This is a genomic window from Marinactinospora endophytica (genome assembly GCF_054780875.1).
The window spans coordinates 59,714-84,100 of record NZ_BAAGVM010000013.1 but is presented as its reverse complement, the minus strand read 5'-3'; the positions used below and the strand labels follow the sequence as shown (position 1 = coordinate 84,100).

General features: G+C 72.7%; 22 protein-coding genes. 14 read left to right on the top strand and 8 right to left on the bottom strand.

Annotated features, from left to right (window positions below; all coding sequences use genetic code 11):
- Positions 1–48 precede the first annotated feature (48 nt).
- On the bottom strand, positions 49–1,302 hold the full coding sequence (locus ACYVHU_RS21895) for an AGE family epimerase/isomerase (RefSeq protein WP_498949414.1): 1,254 nt from the start codon (positions 1,300–1,302) through the stop codon (positions 49–51).
- Between the two features lie 243 nt (positions 1,303–1,545).
- On the opposite strand from ACYVHU_RS21895, the gene ACYVHU_RS21890 reads away from it, so the two are divergent.
- Both ACYVHU_RS21890 and ACYVHU_RS21885 read left to right on the top strand, forming a co-directional pair.
- Positions 1,546–1,851, top strand: a complete 306-nt coding sequence (locus ACYVHU_RS21890) for a DUF3311 domain-containing protein (protein WP_078760773.1) — start codon at positions 1,546–1,548, stop codon at positions 1,849–1,851.
- Positions 1,848–3,350 (top strand): sodium:solute symporter family protein, encoded by a 1,503-nt coding sequence (locus ACYVHU_RS21885; RefSeq protein WP_078760774.1) that lies wholly within the window; start codon positions 1,848–1,850, stop codon positions 3,348–3,350. Before ACYVHU_RS21890 ends, ACYVHU_RS21885 begins: the two co-directional genes overlap by 4 nt.
- Before the next feature lie 31 nt (positions 3,351–3,381).
- Here the strand turns inward: ACYVHU_RS21885 and ACYVHU_RS21880 are convergent, their stop codons facing one another.
- Positions 3,382–4,536 (bottom strand): glycosyltransferase, encoded by a 1,155-nt coding sequence (locus ACYVHU_RS21880; protein ID WP_200813550.1) that lies wholly within the window; start codon positions 4,534–4,536, stop codon positions 3,382–3,384.
- A complete protein-coding gene (locus tag ACYVHU_RS21875) occupies positions 4,533–5,519 on the bottom strand; it encodes a glucosyl-3-phosphoglycerate synthase (protein ID WP_078760775.1) in 987 nt (328 codons plus the stop codon). Before ACYVHU_RS21875 ends, ACYVHU_RS21880 begins: the two co-directional genes overlap by 4 nt.
- A gap of 189 nt (positions 5,520–5,708) precedes the next feature.
- On the opposite strand from ACYVHU_RS21875, the gene ACYVHU_RS21870 reads away from it, so the two are divergent.
- The 3 genes from ACYVHU_RS21870 to ACYVHU_RS21860 all read left to right on the top strand — a co-directional run bounded on the left by ACYVHU_RS21870 (position 5,709) and on the right by ACYVHU_RS21860 (position 8,561).
- Entirely contained in the window at positions 5,709–6,692 is a 984-nt protein-coding gene (locus tag ACYVHU_RS21870) for a Gfo/Idh/MocA family protein (protein WP_200813551.1), read from the top strand.
- Positions 6,689–7,813: a zinc-dependent alcohol dehydrogenase gene (locus tag ACYVHU_RS21865; protein ID WP_432940051.1), complete on the top strand. Its 1,125-nt coding sequence runs from the start codon at positions 6,689–6,691 to the stop codon at positions 7,811–7,813. Before ACYVHU_RS21870 ends, ACYVHU_RS21865 begins: the two co-directional genes overlap by 4 nt.
- Positions 7,814–8,102: 289 nt before the next feature.
- Positions 8,103–8,561 (top strand): septum formation family protein, encoded by a 459-nt coding sequence (locus ACYVHU_RS21860; protein ID WP_078760777.1) that lies wholly within the window; start codon positions 8,103–8,105, stop codon positions 8,559–8,561.
- A gap of 98 nt (positions 8,562–8,659) precedes the next feature.
- On the opposite strand, the gene ACYVHU_RS21855 is transcribed toward ACYVHU_RS21860, so the two are convergent.
- Positions 8,660–10,429: an HAD family hydrolase gene (locus tag ACYVHU_RS21855; protein WP_078760778.1), complete on the bottom strand. Its 1,770-nt coding sequence runs from the start codon at positions 10,427–10,429 to the stop codon at positions 8,660–8,662.
- 120 nt (positions 10,430–10,549) lie between these two features.
- On the opposite strand from ACYVHU_RS21855, the gene ACYVHU_RS21850 reads away from it, so the two are divergent.
- Positions 10,550–11,071, top strand: coding sequence for a 2'-5' RNA ligase family protein (locus ACYVHU_RS21850; RefSeq protein ID WP_078760779.1), 522 nt, complete (start codon positions 10,550–10,552; stop codon positions 11,069–11,071).
- Between the two features lie 22 nt (positions 11,072–11,093).
- Here ACYVHU_RS21850 and ACYVHU_RS21845 read toward each other — a convergent pair whose 3' ends face one another.
- Both ACYVHU_RS21845 and ACYVHU_RS21840 read right to left on the bottom strand, forming a co-directional pair.
- Positions 11,094–11,906 (bottom strand): SAM-dependent methyltransferase, encoded by an 813-nt coding sequence (locus tag ACYVHU_RS21845; RefSeq protein ID WP_235000817.1) that lies wholly within the window; start codon positions 11,904–11,906, stop codon positions 11,094–11,096.
- A gap of 181 nt (positions 11,907–12,087) precedes the next feature.
- Complete coding sequence (locus tag ACYVHU_RS21840; protein ID WP_078760781.1) at positions 12,088–12,738, bottom strand: dienelactone hydrolase family protein; 651 nt, start codon at positions 12,736–12,738, stop codon at positions 12,088–12,090.
- Positions 12,739–12,963: 225 nt separating this feature from the next.
- Between ACYVHU_RS21840 and ACYVHU_RS21835 the strand changes: the two genes are divergently transcribed.
- The 4 genes from ACYVHU_RS21835 (at position 12,964) to ACYVHU_RS21820 (ending at position 15,322) form a co-directional block, all read left to right on the top strand.
- Positions 12,964–13,275, top strand: a complete 312-nt coding sequence (locus ACYVHU_RS21835; protein ID WP_144390004.1) for a DUF1918 domain-containing protein — start codon at positions 12,964–12,966, stop codon at positions 13,273–13,275.
- Positions 13,276–13,347: 72 nt separating this feature from the next.
- Complete coding sequence (locus ACYVHU_RS21830; protein ID WP_078760784.1) at positions 13,348–13,836, top strand: hypothetical protein; 489 nt, start codon at positions 13,348–13,350, stop codon at positions 13,834–13,836.
- A gap of 52 nt (positions 13,837–13,888) precedes the next feature.
- Entirely contained in the window at positions 13,889–15,010 is a 1,122-nt protein-coding gene (locus tag ACYVHU_RS21825; RefSeq protein ID WP_235000818.1) for an acetate/propionate family kinase, read from the top strand.
- A gap of 57 nt (positions 15,011–15,067) precedes the next feature.
- Positions 15,068–15,322, top strand: a complete 255-nt coding sequence (locus ACYVHU_RS21820; protein WP_078760785.1) for a hypothetical protein — start codon at positions 15,068–15,070, stop codon at positions 15,320–15,322.
- A gap of 721 nt (positions 15,323–16,043) precedes the next feature.
- Here ACYVHU_RS21820 and ACYVHU_RS21815 read toward each other — a convergent pair.
- Both ACYVHU_RS21815 and ACYVHU_RS21810 read right to left on the bottom strand, forming a co-directional pair.
- Positions 16,044–16,862, bottom strand: coding sequence for an MBL fold metallo-hydrolase (locus ACYVHU_RS21815; RefSeq protein WP_078760786.1), 819 nt, complete (start codon positions 16,860–16,862; stop codon positions 16,044–16,046).
- 80 nt (positions 16,863–16,942) lie between these two features.
- Positions 16,943–18,403, bottom strand: a complete 1,461-nt coding sequence (locus ACYVHU_RS21810) for a PucR family transcriptional regulator ligand-binding domain-containing protein (RefSeq protein WP_327308034.1) — start codon at positions 18,401–18,403, stop codon at positions 16,943–16,945.
- A gap of 220 nt (positions 18,404–18,623) precedes the next feature.
- Between ACYVHU_RS21810 and ACYVHU_RS21805 the strand changes: the two genes are divergently transcribed.
- The 4 genes from ACYVHU_RS21805 to ACYVHU_RS21790 all read left to right on the top strand — a co-directional run bounded on the left by ACYVHU_RS21805 (position 18,624) and on the right by ACYVHU_RS21790 (position 24,363).
- Entirely contained in the window at positions 18,624–20,099 is a 1,476-nt protein-coding gene (locus tag ACYVHU_RS21805; protein ID WP_078760788.1) for a sodium:solute symporter family protein, read from the top strand.
- Positions 20,100–20,146: 47 nt separating this feature from the next.
- Entirely contained in the window at positions 20,147–21,109 is a 963-nt protein-coding gene (gene speB, locus ACYVHU_RS21800; RefSeq protein ID WP_078760789.1) for an agmatinase, read from the top strand.
- A complete protein-coding gene (locus tag ACYVHU_RS21795) occupies positions 21,106–22,728 on the top strand; it encodes a thiamine pyrophosphate-binding protein (protein WP_498949413.1) in 1,623 nt (540 codons plus the stop codon). The genes speB and ACYVHU_RS21795 overlap by 4 nt, the downstream gene beginning before the upstream one ends.
- A 123-nt stretch (positions 22,729–22,851) precedes the next feature.
- Positions 22,852–24,363, top strand: coding sequence for a purine-cytosine permease family protein (locus ACYVHU_RS21790; RefSeq protein WP_078760791.1), 1,512 nt, complete (start codon positions 22,852–22,854; stop codon positions 24,361–24,363).
- The last annotated feature ends 24 nt before the right edge of the window (positions 24,364–24,387 follow it).

The window sequence follows — 24,387 nt, the reverse complement described above, 5'->3', positions numbered from 1 at the left end:
GCCAGCGGTGTGCCGGATTCCTATGGCAAGCCGAATTTCCTTCGGATCTCATTCGCCTTTGGCCAAGCCCGCGGCGAGGCTCGATCGAATCGGGGCCAAGGGGAGGAGCGCCGCCTGGTAGGCGTGATAGATGTCGGGTCGCCCACTCCAGACGGTGGCCGAGGGGCGGCCCTCAGGGTCGAGTTCGTGCCGCCAGGCGCCCGCGGAGCGGTCGGCGAAACGCCGGTCGGCAAGGTCCCACCAGGTGCGGTACCAGTCCTCGTAGCGCCGTTCCCCGGTGCGCGCGTGGAGGACGGCGGCCGCCGCGATCGCCTCGGCGATGACCCAGTGCATGCGTTCGCGCACCACGGGACGGTCGTTCCAGTCGAGCGTGTAGACGAACCCCTCGCCGCCGTCCACGGACCAGCCGCGACGCACTGCGGCCTCGAACATGGCCTCGGCGTCGTGGAGCAGCCAGGAAGGCGGGGTGGGCAGCGCCGTCTCCAGGTGCACCAGCAGCCGCGCCCACTCCAGCATGTGGCCCACCGTCACCCCGTAGGGGCGGAAGGGGTGCGCGCGCTGATCGGAGTTGTAGTCGGGCAGCGGCTCCCAGCCGGCCGAGTAGTGTTCAGGCAGCCGCCAGTCCCGCTCCGCGGCGATCTCGTGGACGAAGAAGCGGGCGATGCCCAGCGCGCGTTCGGCCCACACCGGGTCACCGGTGGCCGCGCCGACGGCGAGGAACGCCTCCACCATGTGCATGTTGCTGTTCGCGCCGCGGTAGTCCTCGGGGACGCTCCAGGCGCGGTCCCAGCTCTCCGCGCACCTCTCCTCGCCGGCGTCCCAGAAGTACCGTTCGACCACGGAGATCGCGTCGTCGAGCAGTTCCCGGGCGCCGTGCCGGCCGGCCGTCGCCGCGCTGGAGGCCGCCAGCAGCACGAAGGCGTGCTCGTAGGCGGACTTGCGGGTGTCGCCGGGCGCGCCGTCGGCGGAGAGCGAGCCGTACCAGCCGTCGTGCACCGTGTCGCGCAGCCCCGTGTCGCCGGCGTCCTCCCCGCCTCGGGGAACGCTGAGCGCCCGCACCCCGTGGTCGGCCAGCGGGCCGGCTCCGGGGATCCCCCGCAGGTGCTCCAGCGCGAAGACGTGGGTCATCCGGCAGGTGATCCAGGTGTGGACCCCCTGCTTCGGGTCGGGCCGCCCCTGGTCGTCCAGCCAGGCGAACCCGCTGGTGGGATGCTCGGCGGCCGAGGCGAAGGAGGCCTGCCGGCGGGCGTGCGCCGCCAGCCATGTCCGGTGCGCGGGCAGGGAGGTCCAAGGGCGGTTCATGGCGCGCTGCTCCGTTCGTCGTGGCTGTCGGGGTGACCCTACCCAGTGACCTCCCGGTGCTCCAGGGACGAGCCGCCGCCCGCCGGGCAGTACGCTTCAACGCGGCCATCGCGTCCCGGTGCGCGCCGCTGACCGAGCGGAGCACACCGAGGGGTGAGACGGCGGTTCCCGCCGGCCCCTCCATGCGCCCTGCCCCCGCAGCTCCTCCCCGGCCCCGTCCGTGACTCTTTGGAAAGCGTTCCCATGACCCGATCCCAGCGTGGCACCGGGGCGGTGCCGCCCGACACGTCCCCGACGCGGCCACGCCGTCACGCGCTGTGGCTCCTACTGGTTCCCGCGGTGCTCTACTGTCTCGCGCCGTTCGTGGCCAACCGGATCGAGCCCGTGATCCTGGGGATGCCGTTCCTGCTGCTGTGGATGGTCGCCGCGACGGTGATCAGCCCGCTCGTCATCTGGCTCGTCGCCCGACTGGACCCGATCTACCGGGCCGGCGCGCCGGAACCGGTGCCCGCCGACGACGCGCCGGCCCACGGGAGGAGGGTCAGGTGAGCACGCCGGCGATCGTCGCCACCACGATCTTCGCCCTGGCGATGGGGGCGACGGTGGCGATCGGGCTGTTCAGCGCGCGCGGCCGGGACAAGGGACTGGCCGAGTGGTCGGTCTCGGGCCGTGGCCTGGGGGTGCTGTTCATCTGGCTGCTGATGGCGGGGGAGTCCTACACCAGCTTCTCGTTCCTGGGCGCGGCCGGGTGGACCTTCTCCTACGGCGTGCCGATCCTGTACCTGGTGGCCTACCTGACCGTGGGGCTGGCCGTGGCCTACATCGTGGGGCCGCTGCTGTGGACCTACGCGGCCCGCCATGACCTGGTCTCCATCGCCGACATGGCCGAGCACCGTTTCCGCTCGCGCCGCATCGGCGTCGTGGTGGCGCTCACCGCGACGGTGTTCATCGTCCCCTACGTCCAGTTGCAGATCCAGGGAATGGGCGCGGTGGTCAACGCGATGAGCTACGGCGCGATCGACCTGGGCGTGGCCGCGGTCGTGTCGTTCGTCGTCGCCGAGACGTTCGTGCTGGTGTCGGGGCTGCGCGGCTCGGCGTGGGTGAGCGTGCTCAAGGATGTGCTCGTCATCGCGGTCGTGGTGTTCCTGGCGGTCTACATCCCGCTGCACTACTTCGACGGGCCGGGGGAGCTGATGCGCCGGATGATCGAGGAGCGGCCGGAGTGGCTGACGTTCCCCGGTCACGAGTCCGGCGGTCGCGGCGCCGCGTGGTTCGTCAGCACCGTCCTGCTCAACGCGGTGACCATCACGGTCTTTCCCACGACGGTCGCCGGCTATCTCAGCGCCAAGGACCCCAACGCGCTGCGGCGCAACTCCGTGCTGCTGCCCTGGTACCAGCTGTTGCTGTTCATCCCCATGATGATCGGCGCCGCGGCCCTGTTCGTCGTCCCCACCCTGGAGCAGGCCGATCTCGCCCTGTTCACCCTGGTCACCGACTCGTTGCCGGCGCCGGTGGTGGCGCTGGTCGGGGTGGCCGCGGCACTGTCGGCGATCGTTCCGATGAGCGTGTTCATGCTCGCCATCGGCACCCTGTGGGGGCGCACGATCCTGGGCGGCGGCAACGGCGCCGATCCGCGCGCCCGGCCGCGCCCGCGGCGCGACGAGACCCGTGACGTGCGCGACAAGCGTCTTTCCCAGGTGGTCTGCCTGGCGGCCGGTGTGGTCGCCCTGCTGGGCAGTCTCTTCTACCCCAGCGCCCTGGTGCAACTGTCGGTCCTGTCCTACCAGGGGCTGGCCCAGCTCGTCCCGGTCGTCTTGGTGGCCCTGCTGTGGCCGCGGATGACCGGAAAAGGGGCGATGGCCGGGCTGCTGGGCGGAATCGCGGTCATGCTCGGCCTGTGGGCCACGGGCAACGACCCGTTGTACGGGGTCAACGGCGGGATCATCGCGCTCGCGGTCAACCTGGCGGTCAACGTGGCGGTGTCGCTGTCCCGTCCCGCCTCCCGAGCGCGGGATGCGGCCACGGCGGGAACCGGCGGAGCGAGGTGAGGCCGGACCGGCAGGCCCGGTCCGGCCCCGCTCAGGCGCGCGCGGCGCGGGACAGGACGCGGTCGTAGAGCTCGATGTAGCGTTCGGCCATCGTGCCGGGGGTGAAGCGCAGCGCGGCCTCCTTGCGGCACTCGGCCGGATCGATCTCGTCGACGCGCCGCAGCAGTTCGGTGAACTCCTCCTCGTCCTCGCAGAGGAGGCCGGTGCGGCCGTGGTGGACCAGCTCGGGCAGGCAGCCCCGGGCGAACCCGACGACCGGCGCGCCGCACGAGAGCGCCTCCACCACGGCGGTCCCGCCGGGCTCGGCCCACAGGATCGGGAAGAGCGCGGCCCGCGCCGTGGCCAACAACGTGTCGCGCTCCTCCCCCTCGACGGTGCCGATCCAGCGCACCAGGTCGCCGTCGACGTGGGGACGCACCTGCTCGGCGTAGTAGCGCACGTCCGGGGCGTCGTGCCGTGGGTGGGCGGGGTCGTCCAGCGCCGCGCCCAGCTCCTCCTCGGTCTCGATGCCGTTGACCGGGCCGGCCAGGATCAGCGGTATCCCGAGCCGCCGGCAGACGCGCGCGGCGACGTGGACCCCCTTGACCTCGGTGATACGGCCGAGCAGCACGACGTGCTCCCCCTTGGCGGGGGCGGGCCGCCGGTCGGCGTCGACGGCGAGCGGGGTGGCCAGGTGGACGTGGCCCACGCTGTGCGCGCGCAGCGCCCGTGGCGCCCGCCGCAGCTGCGACTCCGACACGCCGTTGACGAACACCCGCCCGTTGCCCTGGAAGGAGCCGTAGAAGTGCGGGTGTTTGCGCAGGTCCCAGTGGAGTGTGTGCAGGACCGGGGGCACCGCCCCTCCCGCCGCGTTGAGCGTCGCCAGTCCGGTGACCTCCATGTGGTCGTGCACCAGGTCGACGCCGCCACGCCCGAGCCGTCGCAGCACCCCCTGAAGGTGGGCGTGGGGGATCCCCATCGTGCGGTTGTAGGGACTTTGGATGTGGCCGAACATCCCGTCGTCGAACACGGTCACGTGCTCCTCGGCGGACAGCCTCGAGGACGCGACCCCGGCCAGGAGCACCCGCACCCCCCGCGCGCGCAGCTCCGGCACCAGCGTCGCGATCACATTCTCGATGCCGCCGTAGCCGCGCGGTGGGACGGGCAACCAGGGACCCGCGTTCACCAGGACGGTGAGGTCCCTCACAGCTCCCCCTCGGGGGCGAGCGATGAGGGCCGGGTCGCCAGCACGTCGGCCATGGGGGGACGCTCGGTGACGCGGATGTCGTGGTGGTTGGGCCGGTAGCCGACCGCGGTCCTGGTGAACTGGGCCAGTTCGGTCGAGGGGGGCTCCTGGCGGGTGATCAGTCCCCGCCGGTACAGCCGCGTCCACACGGTGTCGAGGATCTGGCCGGACATGCGGCCCAGGGCGGCGGAGGACTGGTTGGCGTGTTCGCGCACCCCGAGGTCGACCTGGGCGATCCCGTCCAGCCCCACCAGGTTGACGATGTCGATGAGCAGGCCGATCTCCACGCCGTACCCGCACACGAACGGGACGTTCTCCAGGAGCGAACGCCGGCCCGCGTACTCGCCGGCCAGGGGTTGCAGTATCCCCGACAGCTCCGGCCAGCACATGTTGATCAGGGGGCGGGCCAGTATCTCGGTGACGCGGCCCCCCTCGCACGGGGACACCGTGCCGTGTTCGGTGAGCGGCCGGTCGTAGCAGGCCTTGACGTAGGAGACGGTGGGATCGGCCAGGATCGGGCCGAGCAGCCCGGTCACGAAGTGCGGGGCGAAGTTGCGGATGTCGGAGTCGATGAACACGATCACGTCCCCGCTCGTGACGGCCAGGGACTTCCACAGCGCCTCCCCCTTGCCCCATAGAGGCGGCAGATCGGCCAGGATCTCGTCCTGGGCGACCACCAGCGCGCCCGCCGACGTCGCGACCAGCGCGGTGTCGTCGCTGGAGCGCGAGTCGATCACCACCAGTTCGTCGACCAACGGGAACTGGTCCATCAGGGACTCGCGGATGGAGCGGACGATTCCGCCGATGGTCTCGGCCTCGTCACGGGCCGGCAACACCACGCTGATCCGGCTGTCCCCCTTGGCGGCGAGGGCGTCGGGCGCGGGCCAGTCCCGCGCCGAGCTGGTGCGCCGCGCGAACCACGCGGCGGTCTCCGATGGCCACATCGAATGCGTCTCCTCACGGTCACGGCGCGCGGCGCTGTCCTGCCGCGCGAACCAGTGGGCCCAGGACGAAGGATGTTGGTGGATTTCGGATCGGATGTCATGACATGCCCGGGGCAACTGCCCTGGTCAGGCCATTTTGAACATGGGAAACGAGGTTTGCTTGGGACGGCGTGAGGCAGGTGGCCCGGGGTGAAGGAGACCTGTGACATCGGGATCATCGGCGCGGGTGGTGTCGCGGCCCGTCACGCCGATGTGCTCAGCGGGTTCGGCGATGCCCGGATCGCGGCCGTCGCCGACCCCGACGGCGAGCGGGCCGCCGCGCTGGCGGGCCGCCATGGTGCCCGCGCCTATCGGGACCACGTGGCCATGCTGGAGTCCGAGGCGTTGGACGCCGTCTATGTGTGCGTGCCGCCGTTCGCGCACGGCCCACCCGAGCACGCCGTCATCGAGGCGGGGCTGCCGATGTTCGTCGAGAAGCCGATCGCGATCGACCTGGCGGTCGCCGAGGAGATCGCCCGGCGGGTGGCCGCCGCCGGCACGCTCACCGCGGTGGGCCACCAGTGGCGCTACCTGCGGGTGGCCGAGCGGGCCCGTGAGCTGATGGCCGGCCGTGAGGTCCGGATGCTGTTGGGCCACTGGCTGGACAAGGTCCCGCCCGTGGCCTGGTGGTCCCGGCTGGACGGATCGGGCGGCCAGGTCGTCGAGCAGGCCGCCCACGTCATCGACCTCGCCCGGCTGTTGGCCGGCGAGGTCGCCGAGGTGCACGCGCTGGAGTCGCGGACCCGCGCCGGCGGCGCGCCCGACTCCGACGTCGCCGCGGCGACGATCGCCAACCTGGAATTCCAGAACGGGGCCGTGGGGAACCTCGCCGCCACCTGTCTGCTGGCCTGGAAGCACCGGGCCGGCCTGGAGGTCTACGCCGAGGGGCTGGCGATGGAGCTGTCGGAGTCGTGGCTGCGCGTCCACACGGGGGCCGCCCCCGATGTGGTCGAGGACGAGGGACTGGCCAAGACACGCATCGACCGCGCCTTCGTCGACGCCGTGCGCGGCCTCGACGACGACGTGCGCACCGACTACGCCGACGCGCTGCGCACCCACCGTGTGGCCTGCGCGATCGCGCGCTCGGCGGTGACCGGACGTCGTGTGGCGGTGGAGGAGGGGGCGCTGTGGTGACGCGCGCGCTGTGGGCGCTGGAGCCCGGCCGGGTCGAGTTCGTCGAGGAGCCGCACACCCCGTTGCCCGAGGGAGGGTTTCGGGTGGAGACCCTGTACAGCGGGCTGTCCGCGGGAACGGAGCTGACCTTCGTCAAGGGGACCAACCCCGCGGTGCTCACCGGCTGGGACGCGGCCCTGGGGTTGTTCACCGGAGAGCCGAACGGCGGCGGCTATCCGGTCCGCAAACTCGGCTACATGCAGGTCGGTCGGGTGACGGAGGCGCGCTCCGCGGCCGTCCGACCGGGATGGCTCGTGGCGATGACCTACGGCCACCGCACCGACTACACCGCCGACCCGCGCGCCGACCGTTTCGTCCGACTGCCCGAGGACCTCGACCCCCTCCTCGGGATCTACGTCGCGCACATGGGCCCCATCTGCGCCAACGGCCTGTTGCACGCCGCCGCCGACGTGCACGGCGGCGACGTCCGTTCCCTGGGGGACGGGGTGCGCGGACGCAAGGTGGCGGTGGTCGGCGCGGGGGTGGTGGGGGTGCTCACCGCCCTCTTCGCCACGCACCACGGCGCGGCCGAGGTGGTGGTGGTCGACCCGACGCCGTCACGGCGAGCGACGTGTCGGGGCCTCGGGCTGGAGGCCATGGACCCCGACGAGGTCGACGTCGGACGGGCGTTGAAAGAGCGGTGGCGGCACGGCCCCGGCGACCACGGTGCCGACGTCGTCTTCCAGTGCCGCGGACGGTCCCGGGCGCTGGCCGTGGCGCTGCGCGCGCTGCGCCCCCAGGGCAGCGTCATCGACCTGGCCTTCTACACCGACAACGCGGCGGAGGTGTGCCTGGGCGAGGAGTTCCACCACAACGGGCTGGGGATCCGTTGCGCCCAGATCGGCCGGGTGCCGCGTGGCCTGGCCCACCTGTGGGACCGTGAGCGCCTGTCGGCGGAGACGATCGACCTGTTGCGCGCGCGTGGCGCCGACGTGCGCGAGCGACTGGTCACCGACCTGGTCCCGTTGGAGGAGGCGCCCGCGCTCATGGCCGACGTCGCCGAGCGGCGGCGACACGTCGTCCAGGCCGTGTTCACCGTCGACGGGGGAGGACCGTCCGCCGGCTCACGGTCCTACCGGTAACGCGACGTACGCCCGGACGGTCCGTGTTCGTCATACCCCTTCCCTAAGGTCTCCCTCGTGCTCGCGTCCCCCAGGCGCGACACTCCCCCGTTGTCCCGCTCCCACGGGCGGGCCGTCCGGTCCCCATGGTGTCCTCGCTGGTGGTCGCGTTGCGTCGATGCGGGGTCGCATGGTGCGACGGCAGGGCACGGGAAGGCAACGAAGAGGCAACGGTTGTCCGCTCAAACGAGCGGATATGCCCGCCCCTCGCTATGTTGAAACCCCCATTTTTCACTTTTCTGGAGATGTCATGATTTCGGGAACGTTCCAGTCGCGCGCGGGCCGCGTGATCACCGCCGCCGGCGCCACCGCCGCGGTGGTGGGGCTGTCCGGCTGCGGTCTGCTCGGCACGGAGAGCGTGCTCATGCTCTCTGTGGGCGACTGCCTGCCCGCCGCGGCCGAGGGCGAGCTCGCCGCGGTCGAGACCATTTCGTGTGAGGAGCCGCACGACTCCGAGATCTACGCCTCCAGCACGATGGAGGGGGACGAGTACCCCGGTGACGACGCGGTCATCACGGCCGCCGAGGAGAAGTGCCTCGCCGAGTTCGAGGGGTTCGTGGGCATGGCCTACGAGGAGTCGGAGCTGGACATCAGCTACATGTACCCCACCCAGGAGTCCTGGGAGACGCTGGACGACCGCGAGATCCTCTGCATGATCTACGACCCCGCCGGCGACACCACCGGCACGCTGGAGCAGGCCGGTCGCTGACGACCGTCCACGCCCCGTACGGGGGCAGGGGCGGGACCGCCGTGGGGCCCGTGACACCGCCGCACCGGTGTCACGGGCCCCACGGCCGTCGCGGTGCGCTACCCGTGCGAGAGCGGGGTCGCGGTGTCGTCGTCGTGGTCGGGGTCGTAACGGGTGGGCTCGGCCGGCAGCGTGTAACGCTCGTCCACCGCGGCGGCGATCCGCTCCCGGCTCTCGCGGGGGTCCAGCTCCGCGTCCTCCTCGACCTCGCGGACCGCGTCGGCGAGCTCGTCGTCGCGTACCGCCTCCGCCATCCACCGGGAGTAGTCGTTGCGGCGCAGGTGGTGCGTCCAGGTCTCGTCGTCCACCCCCTCGGCCAGTTCCAGGAAGGTGTGCAGGTTGCGCGCGCGCAGGTGCAGCCGTTCCTCGGGGCCGGTGAAGTAGAAGCTCTTGTCCGGAGACATCGTTCCGGCCGCGTACTTGCGGATGTGCCGGCTGCGGTCGGCCTCACCGGGGGTGAGCCGGACCCGTACCGCCTTGTCCTCCCCGGTGCGCCACAGCGTGATGAGGGAGGACGTCGCGTCCGGCTCCTCGTCGCCGTGCAGCCGGGGAACCGGGCACCCCCGCACGTCGGCGAAGGCCCGCAGCGTCTGCGAGGGATCGGCGCCGACGCCGATGACCGTGTCGACCTGTTCCAGCGCGCGCCGGGCCAGGGTCTCGGGGTGCACCGTGATCATCATCAAGCCGCCGAAGTCGCGCAGGTCGCTCACCGGCAGGTCGGCGAGTTCGGTCGGCATCAGGTGGTGCGCCTCGTCCACCACGGTCCAGTGGGGATGGCCGAGCCGGCTGCGCAGCCCGGCCAGGCGGGGCAGCAGGTCGGCGAAGAACGCCGGCCGGTCGCGTAGCGGCACCGCGAGGAGGTTCACCACGGCGCTGTGGCCGGGATCCTCCAGCAGCCGCAGCACCTCGTCGGCCAGGGGCGCGCGGGTCGGGTCGCCCAGCACGGTGGCGCCGTCGAAGTCGGTGTAGTCCCCCTCGGGGTCGATGACACAGTACTGGTAGCCCGCCTCGCCCAGCCGTTCCAGCAGCGCCGACGTCGTGGTCGACTTACCGCTGCCCGACGGGCCGGCGACCGCGACCACGCTGCCGTAGGGCGGGATCGTCACCGGCTCGCCCTGGGAGGTTCCCAGCAGCACGTCGTGCCGCGACATCGCGACATCGGCGAGGTCGCCGTCCACGAGGTCGCGCGCGAGATCGGCGACGCCCGCCCCCGCGGGGCGCTCCAGAACCAGGTCGCAGCGGTGCTTCAGCGCGTCCAGGGCATTGGCGACGGCGGCCCCGCACTCGCACGCCGCCAGCATGGCGTGGTCGTTCTCGGCGTCGCCCACCGCGACCACGTTGTGCGGTGACACCCGCAGCCGCTCCAGCGCGGCGCGCAGCCCGGTCGCCTTGTTCACCCCGGGCGGCAGCACCATCACGGCGCCCTTGTTGTGGATGAGCTGGAGCTCCAGGCCGAGTTCCCGGATCGCTTCCAACGCCGTGCGGTCGTGCGGCTCTCGGGTGGCGATGAGCACCCGGCCGACCCCGAGCGGTTCGACCCCGGCCGCGCGCAACCGATCGACCAGTTCGGGCGGTGCGGCCTCGGCCAGATCGTGCACCGCGCGCCGCCCCGGCTCGTACAGCACACCGCCGTTCTCGGCCACGATCGCGTCGAACAGGTCCGCGTGGGGGAACACGTCCAGCAGGTCGTCCAGTTCCCGCCCCGTCACCAGCAGCAGCCTGCGCCCCGAGCGGGAGACCCGTTCCAGCGCCGCCATGGTCTCCTCGTCGACCTCGCCTCGCTCGGCGATCGTGCCATCGAAGTCGCAGGCCAGAGCGTGATAGCGCATTTCCACTCCCGGGGGCGGTCGTCGATGCCGTCGCCTTTCACCTGTCCCGCCCCACGTGCTTTACACCTGCGACGGGGCGGGGAGGGATAGGGGAAGGCCGACCTTCTCGGGGGTGACCCGGTGCGCACGGTGGAGCTGCTGTTCGATCCCGGCCTGGAGGCGGCGGTCGCCGCGGCCTGGGACCGCCTGGCCGCCGCGGGACTGCCCAGCCTGGCCCACCACACCCATCCCAGCAACCGTCCGCACGTGACGTTGGGGACCGCCACGACACTGCCGAGCCGCGCCCGCGCCGGGGTCGAGGCGGCGCTCGCGGCCCTGCCGCTACCGGTGGGGCTGGGCGGCCTGGTGACCTTCCCCGGACGCCGCCGGGCGCTGGTGTGGGAGGTGACGCCCTCCCCGGGACTGCGGGAGCTCCAGGCGGCGGTCTGGCGGGCGCTGCCGGAGGACCCCCGGCGTAATCCGGTGCACCGGCCCCGGAACTGGCGGCCGCACGCGACCCTGGCCCGCTCGGCCTCGCCCGGCCGGATCGCCGAGGCCGCCGAGCTCCTCGCCGATCTCCCCCGGCCCCGGGGGCACCTCGTGGCCGCGCGCAGCTACGACGACCACTCCCGCACCGTGGCGCGGTTGGTGCCCCGGCCCTGAGCGGGACGGGGCACCAGCGGGGTCAGGGTTTGCGCAGGACGCCCCCCATCTCCCAGATGTTCTTGGCGCTGTCGGAACGGCCGAGGTAGGGACGCAGCGGCTCGGGGACCGGCGGCAGCGGCGGCTGGCCCGGGTCGGGATGCCAGCCGGTGATGTCGATCAGACCGGGCTCCAGGGGCTCCAGCCCCTCGACGAAGGCGTGCAACTCCGCCGGGCGGCGCACGCGCCCCCACGGCCCCATCGCGAGCATGCCCTTGGTGAAAGCGTCGCCCGCCGCAACGTCCTCGCTGATCAGGTGGGACAGGGCCAGGTGACTGCCGGAGGGCACGGCCTCCAGCATGGTCCACAGCGCGCCACGGGGGTCGGCCTCGTCGGGCAGGCAGTGCAGCACCGAGAAGTACAGCAGGCCCACCGGCTGGGAGAAGTCGATCAGTGAGCGGATCTCGTCTTGGGCGAGGATCTCGTCGGAGCGGGCCATGTCCGCGGTGATGACAGTGGTGCCGGGGTTGTCGGCGAGGATCGCCCGGCCGTGCGCGAGCACGATCGGATCGATGTCGACGTAGGCCACCCGGGCGTCGGGCTGGAACTCCTGGGCGACCTGGTGGACGTTGTGCGAGGTGGGCAGGCCCGACCCCATGTCGATGAACTGCTTGATGCCCAGGTCACGGGCGAGGTGGCGGACCGCGCGGTACAGGAAGAGACGGTTCTCCCTGGCCACGTCGAGCATTTCCGGCGTGATCTTGGCCAGGGCGAGGGCCGCCTCGCGGTCGACGGGGAAGTTGTCCTTGCCACCCATCCCGTAGTCGTAGATGCGCGCGACGGAGGGGCGCGTCATGTCGATTTCAGGTATGGGACGGCTCGGCTCGGACATTCTCGGAAAATCAGTCATTGGGGGGCTCCATCCGGTTTTTCGCATCATAGAAGTTCGAAAGGGAACGGCGAAGCCGTTTCAATGATCGAAAACCCGTATCTGGCCTGAATCGCTCATCGACCCCGCGGTTTCGACGCCGTACCGATCACGGCCGGAGGACGTGCCGGTCCAACCAGTCGATCGCCACGTCGCACACCTCGTCCAGGGCGCCCGGTTCCGTGAACAGGTGGGAGGCGCCCGGAACCACGTGCAGCCGGTTGGGGCAGTACAGACGTTGCATCGCCCCCTGGTTCAGCGCGAGCACGTCATCGTCGGCGCCGCCCACCACGAGCAGTACCGGGGCGCGCACGGTCTCCAAGACGTTGTCGGCGAGATCGGGTCGGCCTCCGCGGGAGACGAGGGCGTGGATCGTCTCCGGTCGGGCGGCGGCGGTGATCAACGCCGCGGCGGCCCCGGTGCTCGCGCCGAACAGCGCGACGGGAAGGCCCGCGGCGGGGGAGGAGGCGGTCAACCAGTCCACGGCCCCGGTCAGCCGCTCCCCGAGTAGTTCGATGTCGAAACGCAGCTCCCCGGTGACCCGGTCCCGGGCTTCCTCCTCCTCGTCGAGCAGGTCGAACAGCAGGGTCGCGAACCGAGCCCGGTTGAGCGCCTCGGCCACCGCGCGGTTCCGCGGGCTCAGCCGGGAGCTTCCGCTTCCGTGGGCGAACACCACCACCCCTCTGGCCTCGGGGAACAGGGTGAGGTCACCGGGAAGAGCGGTCCGCGCCGTTTGGACCGTGACGTTGGTGGTGTCCATCGTTCCTCGCCTTCGCGCTACGGGCCGGCCGGGTGGTCGGCCCGGGATCGGTGGCGGAGGATGCGGCTACCCCGATGTGCCCCCGGTACCCGTCGATCGGCGCCTCCCCACGCAACCCGTTGCGACTTTGAGTAACGTTCCGATTGCAGATCGTTAGGGGGGGTAAGCGTCCCGGGGCGCCTTCGACGGCGCGACCACGGCAGACCACGAAAGGGAGTGATCGACATGGGTGCTCGCCTCGGACGGGCCGTCGCCACGACGATCGGCGCCGCGGTGCTCGCCACCGCGGGCGCGCAGCCCGCCTCGGCGGGGGACGTGGGGGACACGATCCACTGCGCCTCCTTCCTCGGCGGGCAGACGCGCTCGGGCGAGATCGTCGCGGTGCGCGGCGAGGGCGGGGCACCGCCCTACCTGGTGGAATGGGAGGACGGGCGCGAAACCATCTTGACCGACGACGACAACTGCATCGTCCGCGCCGCCCCGCCGGAGCAGGCCCCGGTCCAGCCGGCCCCCGCCGAGGAGGCGGCCACCGTCTGAGCAGGGGCCGCCGGTAGCAGTCCGCCCGCCCCGTGAGGGGACCACCCGGCGAAAACGGGTAGCGGGCCCGCCATGCACACCACGACCATCGGGCTCCTCGCCGGAGCCGCGGGGACCACCGCGCTCGACGCGGTCAGCTACCTGGACATGGCGTTGCGCGGCCGGCCGGCCAGCAGCACTCCGCAGCAGAGCGTCCAACGACTCTCCGAGCTCGCAGGAGTCGACCTGGGGGAAGGGGAGGAGGCCGACAACCGCCGCTCCGGTTGGGGAGCCCTCTTGGGCTATGCCACCGGCGTCGGGGTCGGCCTCCTGTACGCGACCGCGGTTCGGCGACGCACCCCCTGGGCGATCGACGCCGCCGCGCTCACCGTGGCGGCCATGGTCGGCTCGACCGCGCCGATGACCCTGCTCGGCATCACCGACCCGCGACGCTGGAGCGCCACCGACTGGCTCTCCGACCTGCTGCCCCACCTCGCCTACGGAACGGTCGCGGCGGCCGCCCTGCGCCTGCCCGGCGCCGGGTGTGACGGCCGCGCGCATGCCGCCCGGGGCCGGGGGTAGCCGGATCCCGGGCCGCCGCGCCCGCGGCGGTCCGGAGTCCTTGGGAGGTGTCGTGCCGACATCATCGGCCATCCTGACCGTCAACGCCGGATCCTCCAGCCTCCAACTCCACCTGGTGGCCGGACAAGAGATCGTCGCCACCGCGCACGAGGAGCGCGTTCCCGACCGCGAGCGCGTCGAGGGGATGCTGGCGGAGATCCTGGACGGGCGGGAGGAGCGTGTCACCGGCGTCGCCCACCGGCTGGTGCACGGCGGGGCGCACATCCGGACGCCGCTGATCGCCGACGACGCGGCGGTCGAGCAGGTGCGTGCCATCGTCGACGTCGACCCGCTGCACCTGGAACCCGCGCTCGCGGTCCTGGCCGCCGCGCGCCGCAGGCTCCCCGACGTACCGCACGTGCTGTGCCCCGACACGGCCTTCCACGCGGACCTGCCCGAGCCCGCCGCCGTCTACCCCCTGCCGCAGGAGTGGCGTCGCGAGTACGGGCTGCGCCGCTACGGCTTCCACGGCCTGTCCTACGCCTGGGCGCTGGGACGCGCCGCGGAACTGCTGGGACGGCGGGCCGGCGAGTTGCGGCTGGTCCTCGCCCACCTGGGCGGGGGCGCCTCGGTGTGCGCGGTCGACCGTGGACGCAGCGTCGACACCTCCATGGGGTTCACCCCCCTGGAGGGGCTGCCGATGAGCAAACGGTCGGGCAGCGTCGACCCGGGGATGCTGCTGTGGCTGCTGGAGGGGTCCCGGCTCACCGTCGAACAGCTACGCGAGGGGCTGTACCACCGATCGGGGCTGCTGGGACTGTCCGCGGGGCGTTCCGGCGACACCCGGGACCTCGTTCGCGCGGCTGAGACCGGCGACGCCGACGCCCGTCTCGCCCTGGAGGTGTTCGCCCGAGGGGCCGCCCGCGAGATCGCCGCCGTGGCCACCGCGCTGGACGGGCTGGACGCGATCGTGTTCACCGGTGAGATCGGGTGGGATCAGCCGGAGGTGCGCGAGGCGGTCTGCGCCCGCCTGGGAGTGCTCGGCGTGTCGATCCCCCAGCGCGCCGACGTGGCCGAGGACGGCCTTGTCAGCGCCCCGGGGGCGGCGGTGCCCGTGCTGGTGGTGCGCCCCCGCGAGGAGCTCCAGCTCGCCCGCGACGCCCTGGGCGCCCTGGGGGAGGCGCCCGCCCCGTGAGGCCGTCCCGCTCACCGACCGCATGTCCCGTCCCGACGACGACCCTGAGGAGACACGATGTCCGTCATCCGCGCAGAACACGTCGAGGAGCTCGTGAAGCGTACGGACCCCTCGCCCCTTCTCGTCGTCCTGGAGGGGAGGGCGCGGGTCGTGTCCCGGGACCAGTTGGAGGAGCCCGAGCACAAGGGGGCCCTGGTCGTCGCCGACCGTGACGAGATCCTCGGCGGGCGTGGCGCCGAGGAGGTGACCCGCGCGGACGCCGAGGCGCTCGCGCGTCGCCTGGACAGCGCGGTCGGCGAGCTCGGCGGGTGACCCCCACCGCGGGGGAGCGGGGCAGCGGATCCGCCCCGAATCGCACTCGGGGTTTCGGGACAGGGTGTCCCGCGGCCCCTCCCCACGGAGACCGGGTGACCTCCACGCGCGCCGTCCGGCCGCGCGCCCGCGGTCCCGGCCCCTGCCCCGGGAGGTGGCCGACGGTCTCGCTGCCTGATGGGGGCGCGTGAAGCGGCGGTCCCCGTGCGCGAGATCCCCGGACCGCCGTCGCCATGGTCGTGACCGGGCGCACGGCCATGGGGCCTCGGCCCGCCCTGATCTCCGCCACGACGTGGTGGTCGTCATGGCCGCGGTGGAAGGGCCGAACACGACCGCGCCGGACCGGCGGGTTCCGCTGCGGGCGGTCGCGATGGCGATCGGCCGAGGTCGGCGACGCCCTGGAGGGGGCGCCGAGCGCGGACGGCGCCGGCACGGGGACAGGGGGCGCGGTGGCTGGAACCGGTGGTGCCGGGAGGAGGGCCGATCCGCTTCTGCTCCGTGGTGGGGAGCCGGCCCGGACTCTTCCGGCGCGTGGGGCGGCCGCGCTCCGGGCGTCGGGACCGGGGCGGGGACACGGCTCCGAGGGAGCCGCGCGCCGGGGGAGAGGGCCGCGGAAGGAACGGCGCCCCTGGCGCGGCGTTTCCCGCGCGAACACGCGGTGGGACGTGGGTCCCTGGAGGGACGGAGCGTAACGGCGAGGCGGCCCCGGCGCCCCTCGTCCTCAACCGGGCAGCGCCACGGCCTCGCCCCGCGGCAGCAGCCGGATACGGCCGTCCAGCCCCGCCTCCCCCATACTCCGCTGGAAGTCCGACAAGGGCGACGTGAAGACGCCGTAGTCGTCGTAGTGGATCGGCATGACACGCTCGGGCCCGACCGTCTGGACCAGCCGGGTGCCCTGCCCTCCGTCCATCGTCACCAGAATCCCCCCGGGCAGGGTCGTCCCGCCCAGGTGGACCAGGGCGGCGTCGATCCCGGGGAAGCGACGGGGGATCTCGGCGATGTCGCGGAACATCAACGTGTCCCCGCTGACGTACAACCGGAACTCGGTGGGTTCGCCCACCCGCCCGAACTCCAGGACACTGCCCATGACCGGGGGCAACAGTCGGTGCAGCAGGGCGGGGCCGTGCCGTCCGGGGACCGAGGTGACCCGCAGCCGGGTGCCGCCGTTGAGCACGGTGCTCTCCTGCCAGGTGCGCAACGGCCGGGTCCGGGCGAAACCGTGGGCGTGCAGCCGGCGCGCGGCGTGGGGGGTGGTCAGGATCGGCAGATCGTGGTCGAGGCCGCGCCGGGCCACCCGGTCGAAGTGGTCCCCGTGCAGGTGGGACAGGACGATCGCGTCCAGTGGCGGAAGGTCGGCCAGGCCCAGCGCGGGATCCGTCCGGCGCCGCGACACCAGCCCTTTGCCCAGGTAGGCCCACTGTCCACGGTGCAGGAAGTTGGGGTCGGTCATGACCGTCACGTCATCCCACCGGATGATGGTCGTGGCGTTGCCGACGAACAGGATCCAACGGTGGCCAGGGGCGTCGTCGTGGAAACGCATGGCCGCCCGCTACCCGGCGCGCACCCCGCCATGCCCCGAGCGCGTGGACGCGGGGACGGCGCGGACCGCCGGCGGCGCGGTCAGTCGACGTCGAGCCAGTTCAGCGCGAACCACAGCCGCATCCGATGCTCGGGATCGGCCAGGTCGACGTAGAGATCGCGCTCGATGCGGCCGATGCGATAGCGGACGCTGTTGCGGTGGGACCCCAGGTCGGCGGCCGCCCGGTCCCAGTTGCCATGGCGGGCCAGCCACACCCGCAGCGTCTCGCGCAGGCCGCGCGCGGTCTCGGTGTCCTCGGCGAGGGGACCCAGGAGCGCCCGGGCGGCGTCGCGGGCCCGGGCCGCGTCGATCGCCACCTCGAAGGGGTCGTCGAGCTGCGACCACATGAGGGGCTGGTCCATCGCGCGGACACGGACCAGGAGCGCGGACGCCTGCCGGTCGGCCGAGGCCAGCCCCGAGGCGCGGGCCGGCCCGCTCAGCGCGGCCAGCCATCCCGCGCGGCGCAGCCGGTCCAGCACGGCCTCGGCGTCGGCGGGCGTCCGCCCGGCCGGGACGATCGCGCGCACGACGTCGGTCGAGGCGTCGACCAAGGGGGTGCCGAACAGGTCGGCCAGGGCCGGCCCGGACGGCCGCGCGCCCCGTCCACGCCAGCGCGCGTGGGCCACCCGCAGTTCCCCCTCGGGGGCGCCGACCACCTCCGCGACGAGCCCGTCCAGGTCGGGGACGGGCCCATCGCCCAGCAGCAGCCGGGTGAGCAGCGCCTCGGGGGTGCCCCCGTGCTCGGCGGGGGAGCGCAGCAGCAGGCCCAGCAGCGCCACCGCCGTCCCCAGCACCGCGCGGTCGGTCATCCCGAAGGGCGCCGCCCGACCGATCAGGAGCACCTCCGAGGACTCCGCTCCCTCGCCGACGGCGTGCAGGAACACCTCCTCGCCGGCCATCCGGGCCTTGGCGCTGCGGGGCCCGCCGGGAGTGCGCAGCTTCGCGATCAGCTCGGCGACCTCGTCGGTGAGCACCGGCACCGAACGGGCGTGGGTCATCGAACGCTCGGTGGTCAGCGCGGCCCAGCAGTCCAGGGCCTGGGCCAGCGTCCGCAGCACCCGCTCGACGGGGGCGGCGGCGGTCACGGCCTTGGCCAACGCGCGGTGCGCGTCCCCGAGCCTGCGCAGCTCCTGGACGTGGAGCTCCTCCAGCGCCTCGCCGACCGCCTGCGAGACGGCGACGAACGGTGTCTCGCGGGGGACCTCCAGCAGCGGCAACCCCTGGGAACGGCACTGTTCGACCAGCGCGGGGGGCACCACGTCGTGCACCGGGGTCACCCCGAAGCCGAGGGCGCTCACCCCCGCCCCGATGAGACCGGTGACGTAGCGCGCGGTCGCCTCGGAGTCCTCGGGCAGGTTCACCCCGGCGGTGAGCAGAAGTTCCCGGCCGCGCAGGTAGGGGACCGGATCGGTGAGCTCGCTGACGAGAGCCCAGCGCACCGGCGGTTCGGCGGCCGGCGGCGGGACGAGCGTGCGCAGTCCCAGGGCGCGCCGCTCCGTCACCGCCCGGAGGGGGACCGTACGGTCGTCGTGAGGGCCGTCACCACCGAGCGTGAGCGAAGACAATGGGTGAACCATCCAAAGACGCGTTTGATGTGATGCTCTTCATCCACTTACTCCGCAGCTTACCGACTGTTTACCGTGCTGAAAGCCTGTTGACCTGGACATCTGGCGGGATGCCCGGGGTCGGGCGCGCCGAACATGTGAGAACGAGGAGGACCCTTTGGGCATCGATATCGCGGTGATCGCCGCCTATCTGCTGGGCATGCTCGCCCTGGGGTGGTGGGGCATGCGCCGCACCCAGAACCGGTCCGACTACCTCGTCGCGGGGCGCAGGCTCGGCGTCTTCATGTACTCGGGCACCATGGCGGCCGTCGTGCTGGGCGGCGCGTCGACGATCGGCGGGATCGGCCTCGGCTACACCTACGGCATCTCCGGCGCCTGGCTGGTCGGCGCGATCGGTCTGGGCATCATCCTGCTGCACCTGTTCTTCGCCCGCCGCATCTCGCGGCTGCGCGTCTACACGGTCTCGGAGATGCTCGACCTGCGCTACGGCGGCGGGTCGCGGGTGATCTCGGGCCTGGTCATGTGGGGCTACACCTTCATGCTCACGGTCCCCTCGACCCTGGCCTTCTCCACGGTCTTCAGCGGACTGTTCGACATGCCGCGCGCCGTGGCGATCATCCTGGGCGGCGCCATCGTCGTCACCTACTCCACGCTGGGTGGAATGTGGTCGGTGACGATGACCGACATCGCGCAGTTCATCATCAAGACGATCGGTCTGCTGCTGATCCTCACGCCCATCGCCGTCTGGCACGCCGGCGGCATCTCCGGCATGCGCGAGGCGCTCGGGCCCGCGCACTTCGACCCGCTCAACATCGGCGGCGGCACGATCTTCACCTATTTCCTCATCTACACGCTCGGCCTGCTCATCGGCCAGGACATCTGGCAACGCGTGTTCACCGGGCGCAACGACCGCGTCGCCATGCGCGGTGGACTCGGCGCGGGCGTGTACTGCCTCATCTACGCGGTGGCCGGCGCGCTCATCGGTACCGCCGCGGCCGTGCTCTTCCCCGGCCTGGACAACCCCGACGACGCTTTCACGCTCATCGTCGAGGACACGTTGCCGGTCGGCGTGGCCGGACTGGTGCTCGCCGCCGCCCTGTCCGCGGTCATGTCCACCGCCAGCGGCGCCCTCATCGCCTGCTCGACCGTCACCGCCACCGACCTGTGGCCGCAGGCGCGCCGCCTCTTCGGTCGCTCCCCCGAGCCCGCCGAGGGCGGGCAGCGGGACGAGGTCGCGGCCAACCGGATGTTCACCCTGGTCCTGGGCATCGCCTCGATCTGTGTCTCGCTCATGGTCAGCGACGTCGTCTCCGCGCTCACCGTCGCCTACAACATCCTCGTGGGCGGCCTGCTCGTCGCCATCCTGGGCGGCCTGATCTGGAAGCGGGGCACGCGCGCCGGCGCGCTGGCCTCCATGCTGGCCGGCGCGGTCGTCGTCATCGTCACGATGGCGGTCAAGGGCATGCTCGCCAACGAGCCGATCTACTACGGACTGGGCGCCAGCCTCGTCGTCTACGTCGTGGTGAGCCTGTGCACCAAGCCCACCGACGCCGATGTCATCGCCACCTGGCAGGCACGCCTGCGCGGCGAGGGCGCGGACGAAGAGGCGCAGGCGCCGGCCCCGGCCAACTGAGCCGACACCCCATCCATCCCCTACCACGACAGCGGAAGGAACACCTCGTGACCACCCCGATCGGTCCCACCGACTCCAGCCTGACCCCGCGCTTCGCCGGTCCCGCCACCTTCGCCCGGCTGCCGCGCCTGGACCAGGTCGAGCGCGCCGACATCGCGATCGTGGGCGTGCCGTTCGACACCGGGGTCTCCTACCGGCCCGGTGCCCGGTTCGGGCCCTCGGCGATCCGCGAGGCCAGCCGCCTGCTGCGTCCCTACCACCCGGGTCTGGACGTCTCGCCCTTCGCCGAGGTGCAGGTGGCCGACGGCGGTGACATCGCGGTCAACCCGTTCTCCATCGGAGACGCCGTGGAGCGGATCGACGAGGCGGCCAGCCAGCTCGTGGGCTCCGGCACCCGTCTGGTGACGCTGGGCGGCGACCACACGATCGCGCTGCCGCTGCTGCGCTCGCTGCACCGTGTCCACGGCCCCATCGCGATGCTGCACTTCGACGCCCACCTCGACACCTGGGACACCTACTTCGGTGAGCCCTACACCCACGGCACGCCGTTCCGCCGCGCCGTGGAAGAGGGCATCCTCGACACCGAGGCCATCGCCCACGTCGGCACCCGCGGCCCGCTCTACGGCAAGAAGGACCTGGAGGACGACCGGCGCTTCGGGTTCGGCATCGTCACCTCCGCCGACGTCATGCGCAAGGGCGTCGACGAGATCGTCGACGCGCTGCGCCAGCGCATCGGCTCGCGCCCCCTCTACGTCTCCGTCGACATCGACGTGCTCGACCCGGCGCACGCCCCCGGCACGGGAACGCCCGAGGCCGGCGGTCTGACCAGCCGCGAGCTGCTGGAGATCCTGCGCGGCCTGTCCACCTGCAACCTGGTCGGCGCCGACGTGGTCGAGGTCGCCCCGGCCTACGACCACGCCCAGATCACCGCGACCGCGGCGTCCCACGTCGCCTACGACCTGGTCAGCGTGCTCGCGTTGAACGCCGGTCGGAAGGGCGAGGACGCATGACCCATGCCCGCACCGGCGGCGACCTCGTCGTCGAGTCCCTGATCGCGCTCGGCGCGCGCACCGCCTTCGGCATCCCGGGGCAGCACGCCCTGGGGCTGTTCGACGCGCTGCGCCGCCGCCCGGAACTGCGCCTGGTGTCCAGCCGGGTGGAGAACAACGCCGCGTTCGCCGCCGACGGGCACGCCCGGGCCACCGGTGAGGTGACGCCGCTGCTGGTCTCCACCGGCCCGGGGGCGCTGCTGACCCTGGCCTCGCTCCAGGAGTCGCGCGCGGCCTCGGTGCCGGTGCTGGGGATCAGCAGCCAGATCCCCTCGGCCGGCCTCGGCGGGGCACGGCGCGGCTTCCTGCACGAGCTGCCCGACCAGCAGGCGAGCTTCGCCGGTGTCGTGAAGTCCACCCACGTGGTCCGGCACGCCTCGCAGATCCCCTCGGCGATCGCCGCGGCCTGGCGCGACGCCGCCACGGCGCCCGCGGGACCGGCGTGGGTGGAGATCCCCCAAGACGTCCTGCTCGGCCCGGCCGGGGTGCCGCCGGTGACCGCGCTGGACGCCGAACCCGCGCCGCTCGCCCCACGCCCCGAGCTGATCGAGGAGGCGGCCCGGCTGCTGTCGTCGGCGCGCCGTCCCGTCATCCTCGCCGGCGGCGGTGTGTCGCGTTCGGGAGGGCGGGCCGCGCTGGTGGAACTGGCCGAACGGCTCCAGGCGCCGGTGGCCACCACCTTCGGCGGCAAGGACGCCTTCCCCTGGGAGCACCCGCTGTCGTTGCAGTCGTGGCTGGAGGACCGCCACCTCACCGACTACCTGGAGCGGGCCGACGTGCTCGCCGTCGTGGGCTCGGGGCTGGGCGAACTGTCCAGCAACTACCACACCTTCGCCCCCACCGGCCGGCTGATCCAGGTCGAGGCCGACCTCGGCAAGCTGGAGGCCAACCACGCCGCGCTGGGCGTCCACGCCGACGCCGCGCTCGCGTTGACCGCGCTGGCCGGGCGGGTCAGGCCCCGCGCGGCCGACCCCGCGGTCTTCGCGGAGGTCGCCCAGGTCAAGGCGCGCGTCGCCGAGCGGCTGGCCGGCCAGGACCTCGACCGCGAGCACCGGGTCGTGGCGGCGGTCCGGGCCGCGCTGCCCGACGACGCCCCCAGCTTCTGGGACATGACGATCCTGGGCTACTGGGCGTGGTCGGCCTGGGACCCGCGCAACGCCGGCATGCACTCGGCGCAGGGCGCCGGCGGCCTCGGATTCGGCCTGCCCGCGGCGATCGGCGCGGCGGCCGGACACGACGGGCCGGTCCTCGCCGTCTCCGGTGACGGCGGCGCCATGTACTCCATCGCCGAACTCGCCGCGCTGCGCCAGCACGACCTCGACGTCACCTGGCTCATCGTCGACGACGGCGGCTACGGCATCCTGCGCGAGTACATGACCGACGCGTTCGGGCAGGCCACCCACACCGAGCTGGCCCGCCCCGACTTCGTCGCGCTGGCCCGCTCCTTCGGGGTCGAGGCCACGCTCAGCTCCGTCGAGACCCTGGAGGCCGACCTGGCCGCGGCGCTCGCCCGGCCCGGCCCGTCGGTCGTGGTGCTCCCGGCGCTGCTGCGCATGTTCGCGCCCACCCACCTGGGCTGAGCCGCGCTCCCCGAACGCCCCGCCCACCCCCCTTCCCCGCCCGGGGGACCGTGGCAACGGCGCCACGGTCCCCCGGGTCCCTCCCCGCCCCGCGACACGGGCGCCTCACCCGAGGAAGACCGCATGACCGTCCCCTCAACGCCGTCCCCCGCGGCCCAGGGCATCACCACGGTGGAGTCCTACGGCATCGCCCCCATCCCGCCGCGCGCCCAGACCTCACGGCCCCTCGACCTGTTCCGGCTGGCCTTCGGCGGGGCCAACACCTTCGCCACGATCATCCTGGGCACCCTGCCCATCGCCTACGGGCTGAGCCTGGGCGCCGCGGTCTCGGCGACCCTCGTCGGGGTGGTCGTCGGCGCGCTCATCCTGTCGCCCATGGCGCTGTTCGCGCCGCGCACGCGCACCAACAACGCGATCTCCTCGGGCGCGCACTTCGGCGTGGTCGGCCGGGCGCTGGGCTCGTTCCTGTCGCTGCTGACCGCGGTGACCTTCTTCTCCATCTCGGTGTGGGTCAGCGGCGACGCGATCGTCGGCGCCGCGCTGCGCTTCGGCCTGGACGGCGGCGAGGCGCTGCGCGCGGTCGCCTACGCGGTCATCGCGGTCGCGGTGTTCGTGGTGTGCATCTTCGGCTACCAGTTCATGCTGCTGGTCAACAAGGTGGCGGTCATCGCGGGCAGCGCCATCATGCTGCTGGGGGTGTTCGCCTACGGCGGCTCCTTCGACCCCTCCTACGCCGGTACCGGCGACTACATCCTCGGCGACTTCTGGCCCACGTGGGTGCTGGCGGCCCTGACCGTCATGGCCAACCCGGTCTCCTTCGGCGCCTTCCTCGGTGACTGGGCCCGCTACATCCCGGCCACCCACTCCACCCGGTCGCTGCTGGCCGCGCCCTTCCTCGCCCAGATCGCCACCCTGCTGCCCTTCCTGTTCGGGGTGGCCACCGCCACCCTGGTCGCCGACCCCGGCGAGTACGTGACGGGACTGGCCGCGGCGTCCCCGCTGTGGTACGCGCTGCCGCTCATCCTGGTCGCCCTCATCGGCGGCCTGTCCACCGGGACCACCGCGCTGTATGGGACCGGGCTGGACTTCAGCTCCCTGTTCCCGCGGCTCAACCGGGTCCAGGGGACCGCGGTCGTCGGCACGCTCGCGCTCGTGCTCATCTTCGCGGGCAGCTTCGGGTTCAGCATCGTGGACTCGATCAACGCCTTCTCCACCCTCATCGTGCTGCTGACCTCGCCGTGGATGGTCGTCATGATGATCGGCTACCTCCTGCGCCGCGGCCACTACCTGGTCGAGGACCTACAGGTGTTCAACGAGGGACGCCGGGGAGGCGCCTACTGGTTCACCCGGGGGGTGAACTGGCGGGCGATGGTCGCCTGGCTGGTCGCGGCCGTCGCCGGCCTGTTGTTCGCCAACACGCCGCTGATCGTCGGCCCCTTCGCGGGGGTGGCCGGGGGCGTGGACGTCAGCCTGGTCGTGGCGCTGCTGAGCGCCGCCGTCATCTACCCGCTCACCGTCACGCTCTTCCCCGAACCCCGTGGCGTGTTCGGCCCGGCCGGGCCGCGGTTCGTGCCCGCCGCGGACACCCCCATCGAGGCCGTCTCCGCCCGCGAGGGCGAGCCGGTCGTGTCCTGACCCCGGGCCTGGGCGCGCGCATCT

Bases quoted from the DNA above. Each gene is read 5' to 3' on its own strand.
- ACYVHU_RS21895 (WP_498949414.1), bottom strand. From the start codon at position 1,302: ATGAACCGCCCTTGGACCTCCCTGCCCGCGCACCGGACATGGCTGGCG.
- ACYVHU_RS21890 (WP_078760773.1), top strand. From the start codon at position 1,546: ATGACCCGATCCCAGCGTGGCACCGGGGCGGTGCCGCCCGACACGTCC.
- ACYVHU_RS21875 (WP_078760775.1), bottom strand. From the start codon at position 5,519: ATGTGGCCATCGGAGACCGCCGCGTGGTTCGCGCGGCGCACCAGCTCG.
- ACYVHU_RS21860 (WP_078760777.1), top strand. From the start codon at position 8,103: ATGATTTCGGGAACGTTCCAGTCGCGCGCGGGCCGCGTGATCACCGCC.
- ACYVHU_RS21855 (WP_078760778.1), bottom strand. From the start codon at position 10,429: ATGCGCTATCACGCTCTGGCCTGCGACTTCGATGGCACGATCGCCGAG.
- ACYVHU_RS21845 (WP_235000817.1), bottom strand. From the start codon at position 11,906: ATGACGCGCCCCTCCGTCGCGCGCATCTACGACTACGGGATGGGTGGC.
- ACYVHU_RS21840 (WP_078760781.1), bottom strand. From the start codon at position 12,738: ATGGACACCACCAACGTCACGGTCCAAACGGCGCGGACCGCTCTTCCC.
- ACYVHU_RS21835 (WP_144390004.1), top strand. From the start codon at position 12,964: ATGGGTGCTCGCCTCGGACGGGCCGTCGCCACGACGATCGGCGCCGCG.
- ACYVHU_RS21830 (WP_078760784.1), top strand. From the start codon at position 13,348: ATGCACACCACGACCATCGGGCTCCTCGCCGGAGCCGCGGGGACCACC.
- ACYVHU_RS21820 (WP_078760785.1), top strand. From the start codon at position 15,068: ATGTCCGTCATCCGCGCAGAACACGTCGAGGAGCTCGTGAAGCGTACG.
- ACYVHU_RS21815 (WP_078760786.1), bottom strand. From the start codon at position 16,862: ATGCGTTTCCACGACGACGCCCCTGGCCACCGTTGGATCCTGTTCGTC.
- ACYVHU_RS21795 (WP_498949413.1), top strand. From the start codon at position 21,106: ATGACCCATGCCCGCACCGGCGGCGACCTCGTCGTCGAGTCCCTGATC.
- ACYVHU_RS21790 (WP_078760791.1), top strand. From the start codon at position 22,852: ATGACCGTCCCCTCAACGCCGTCCCCCGCGGCCCAGGGCATCACCACG.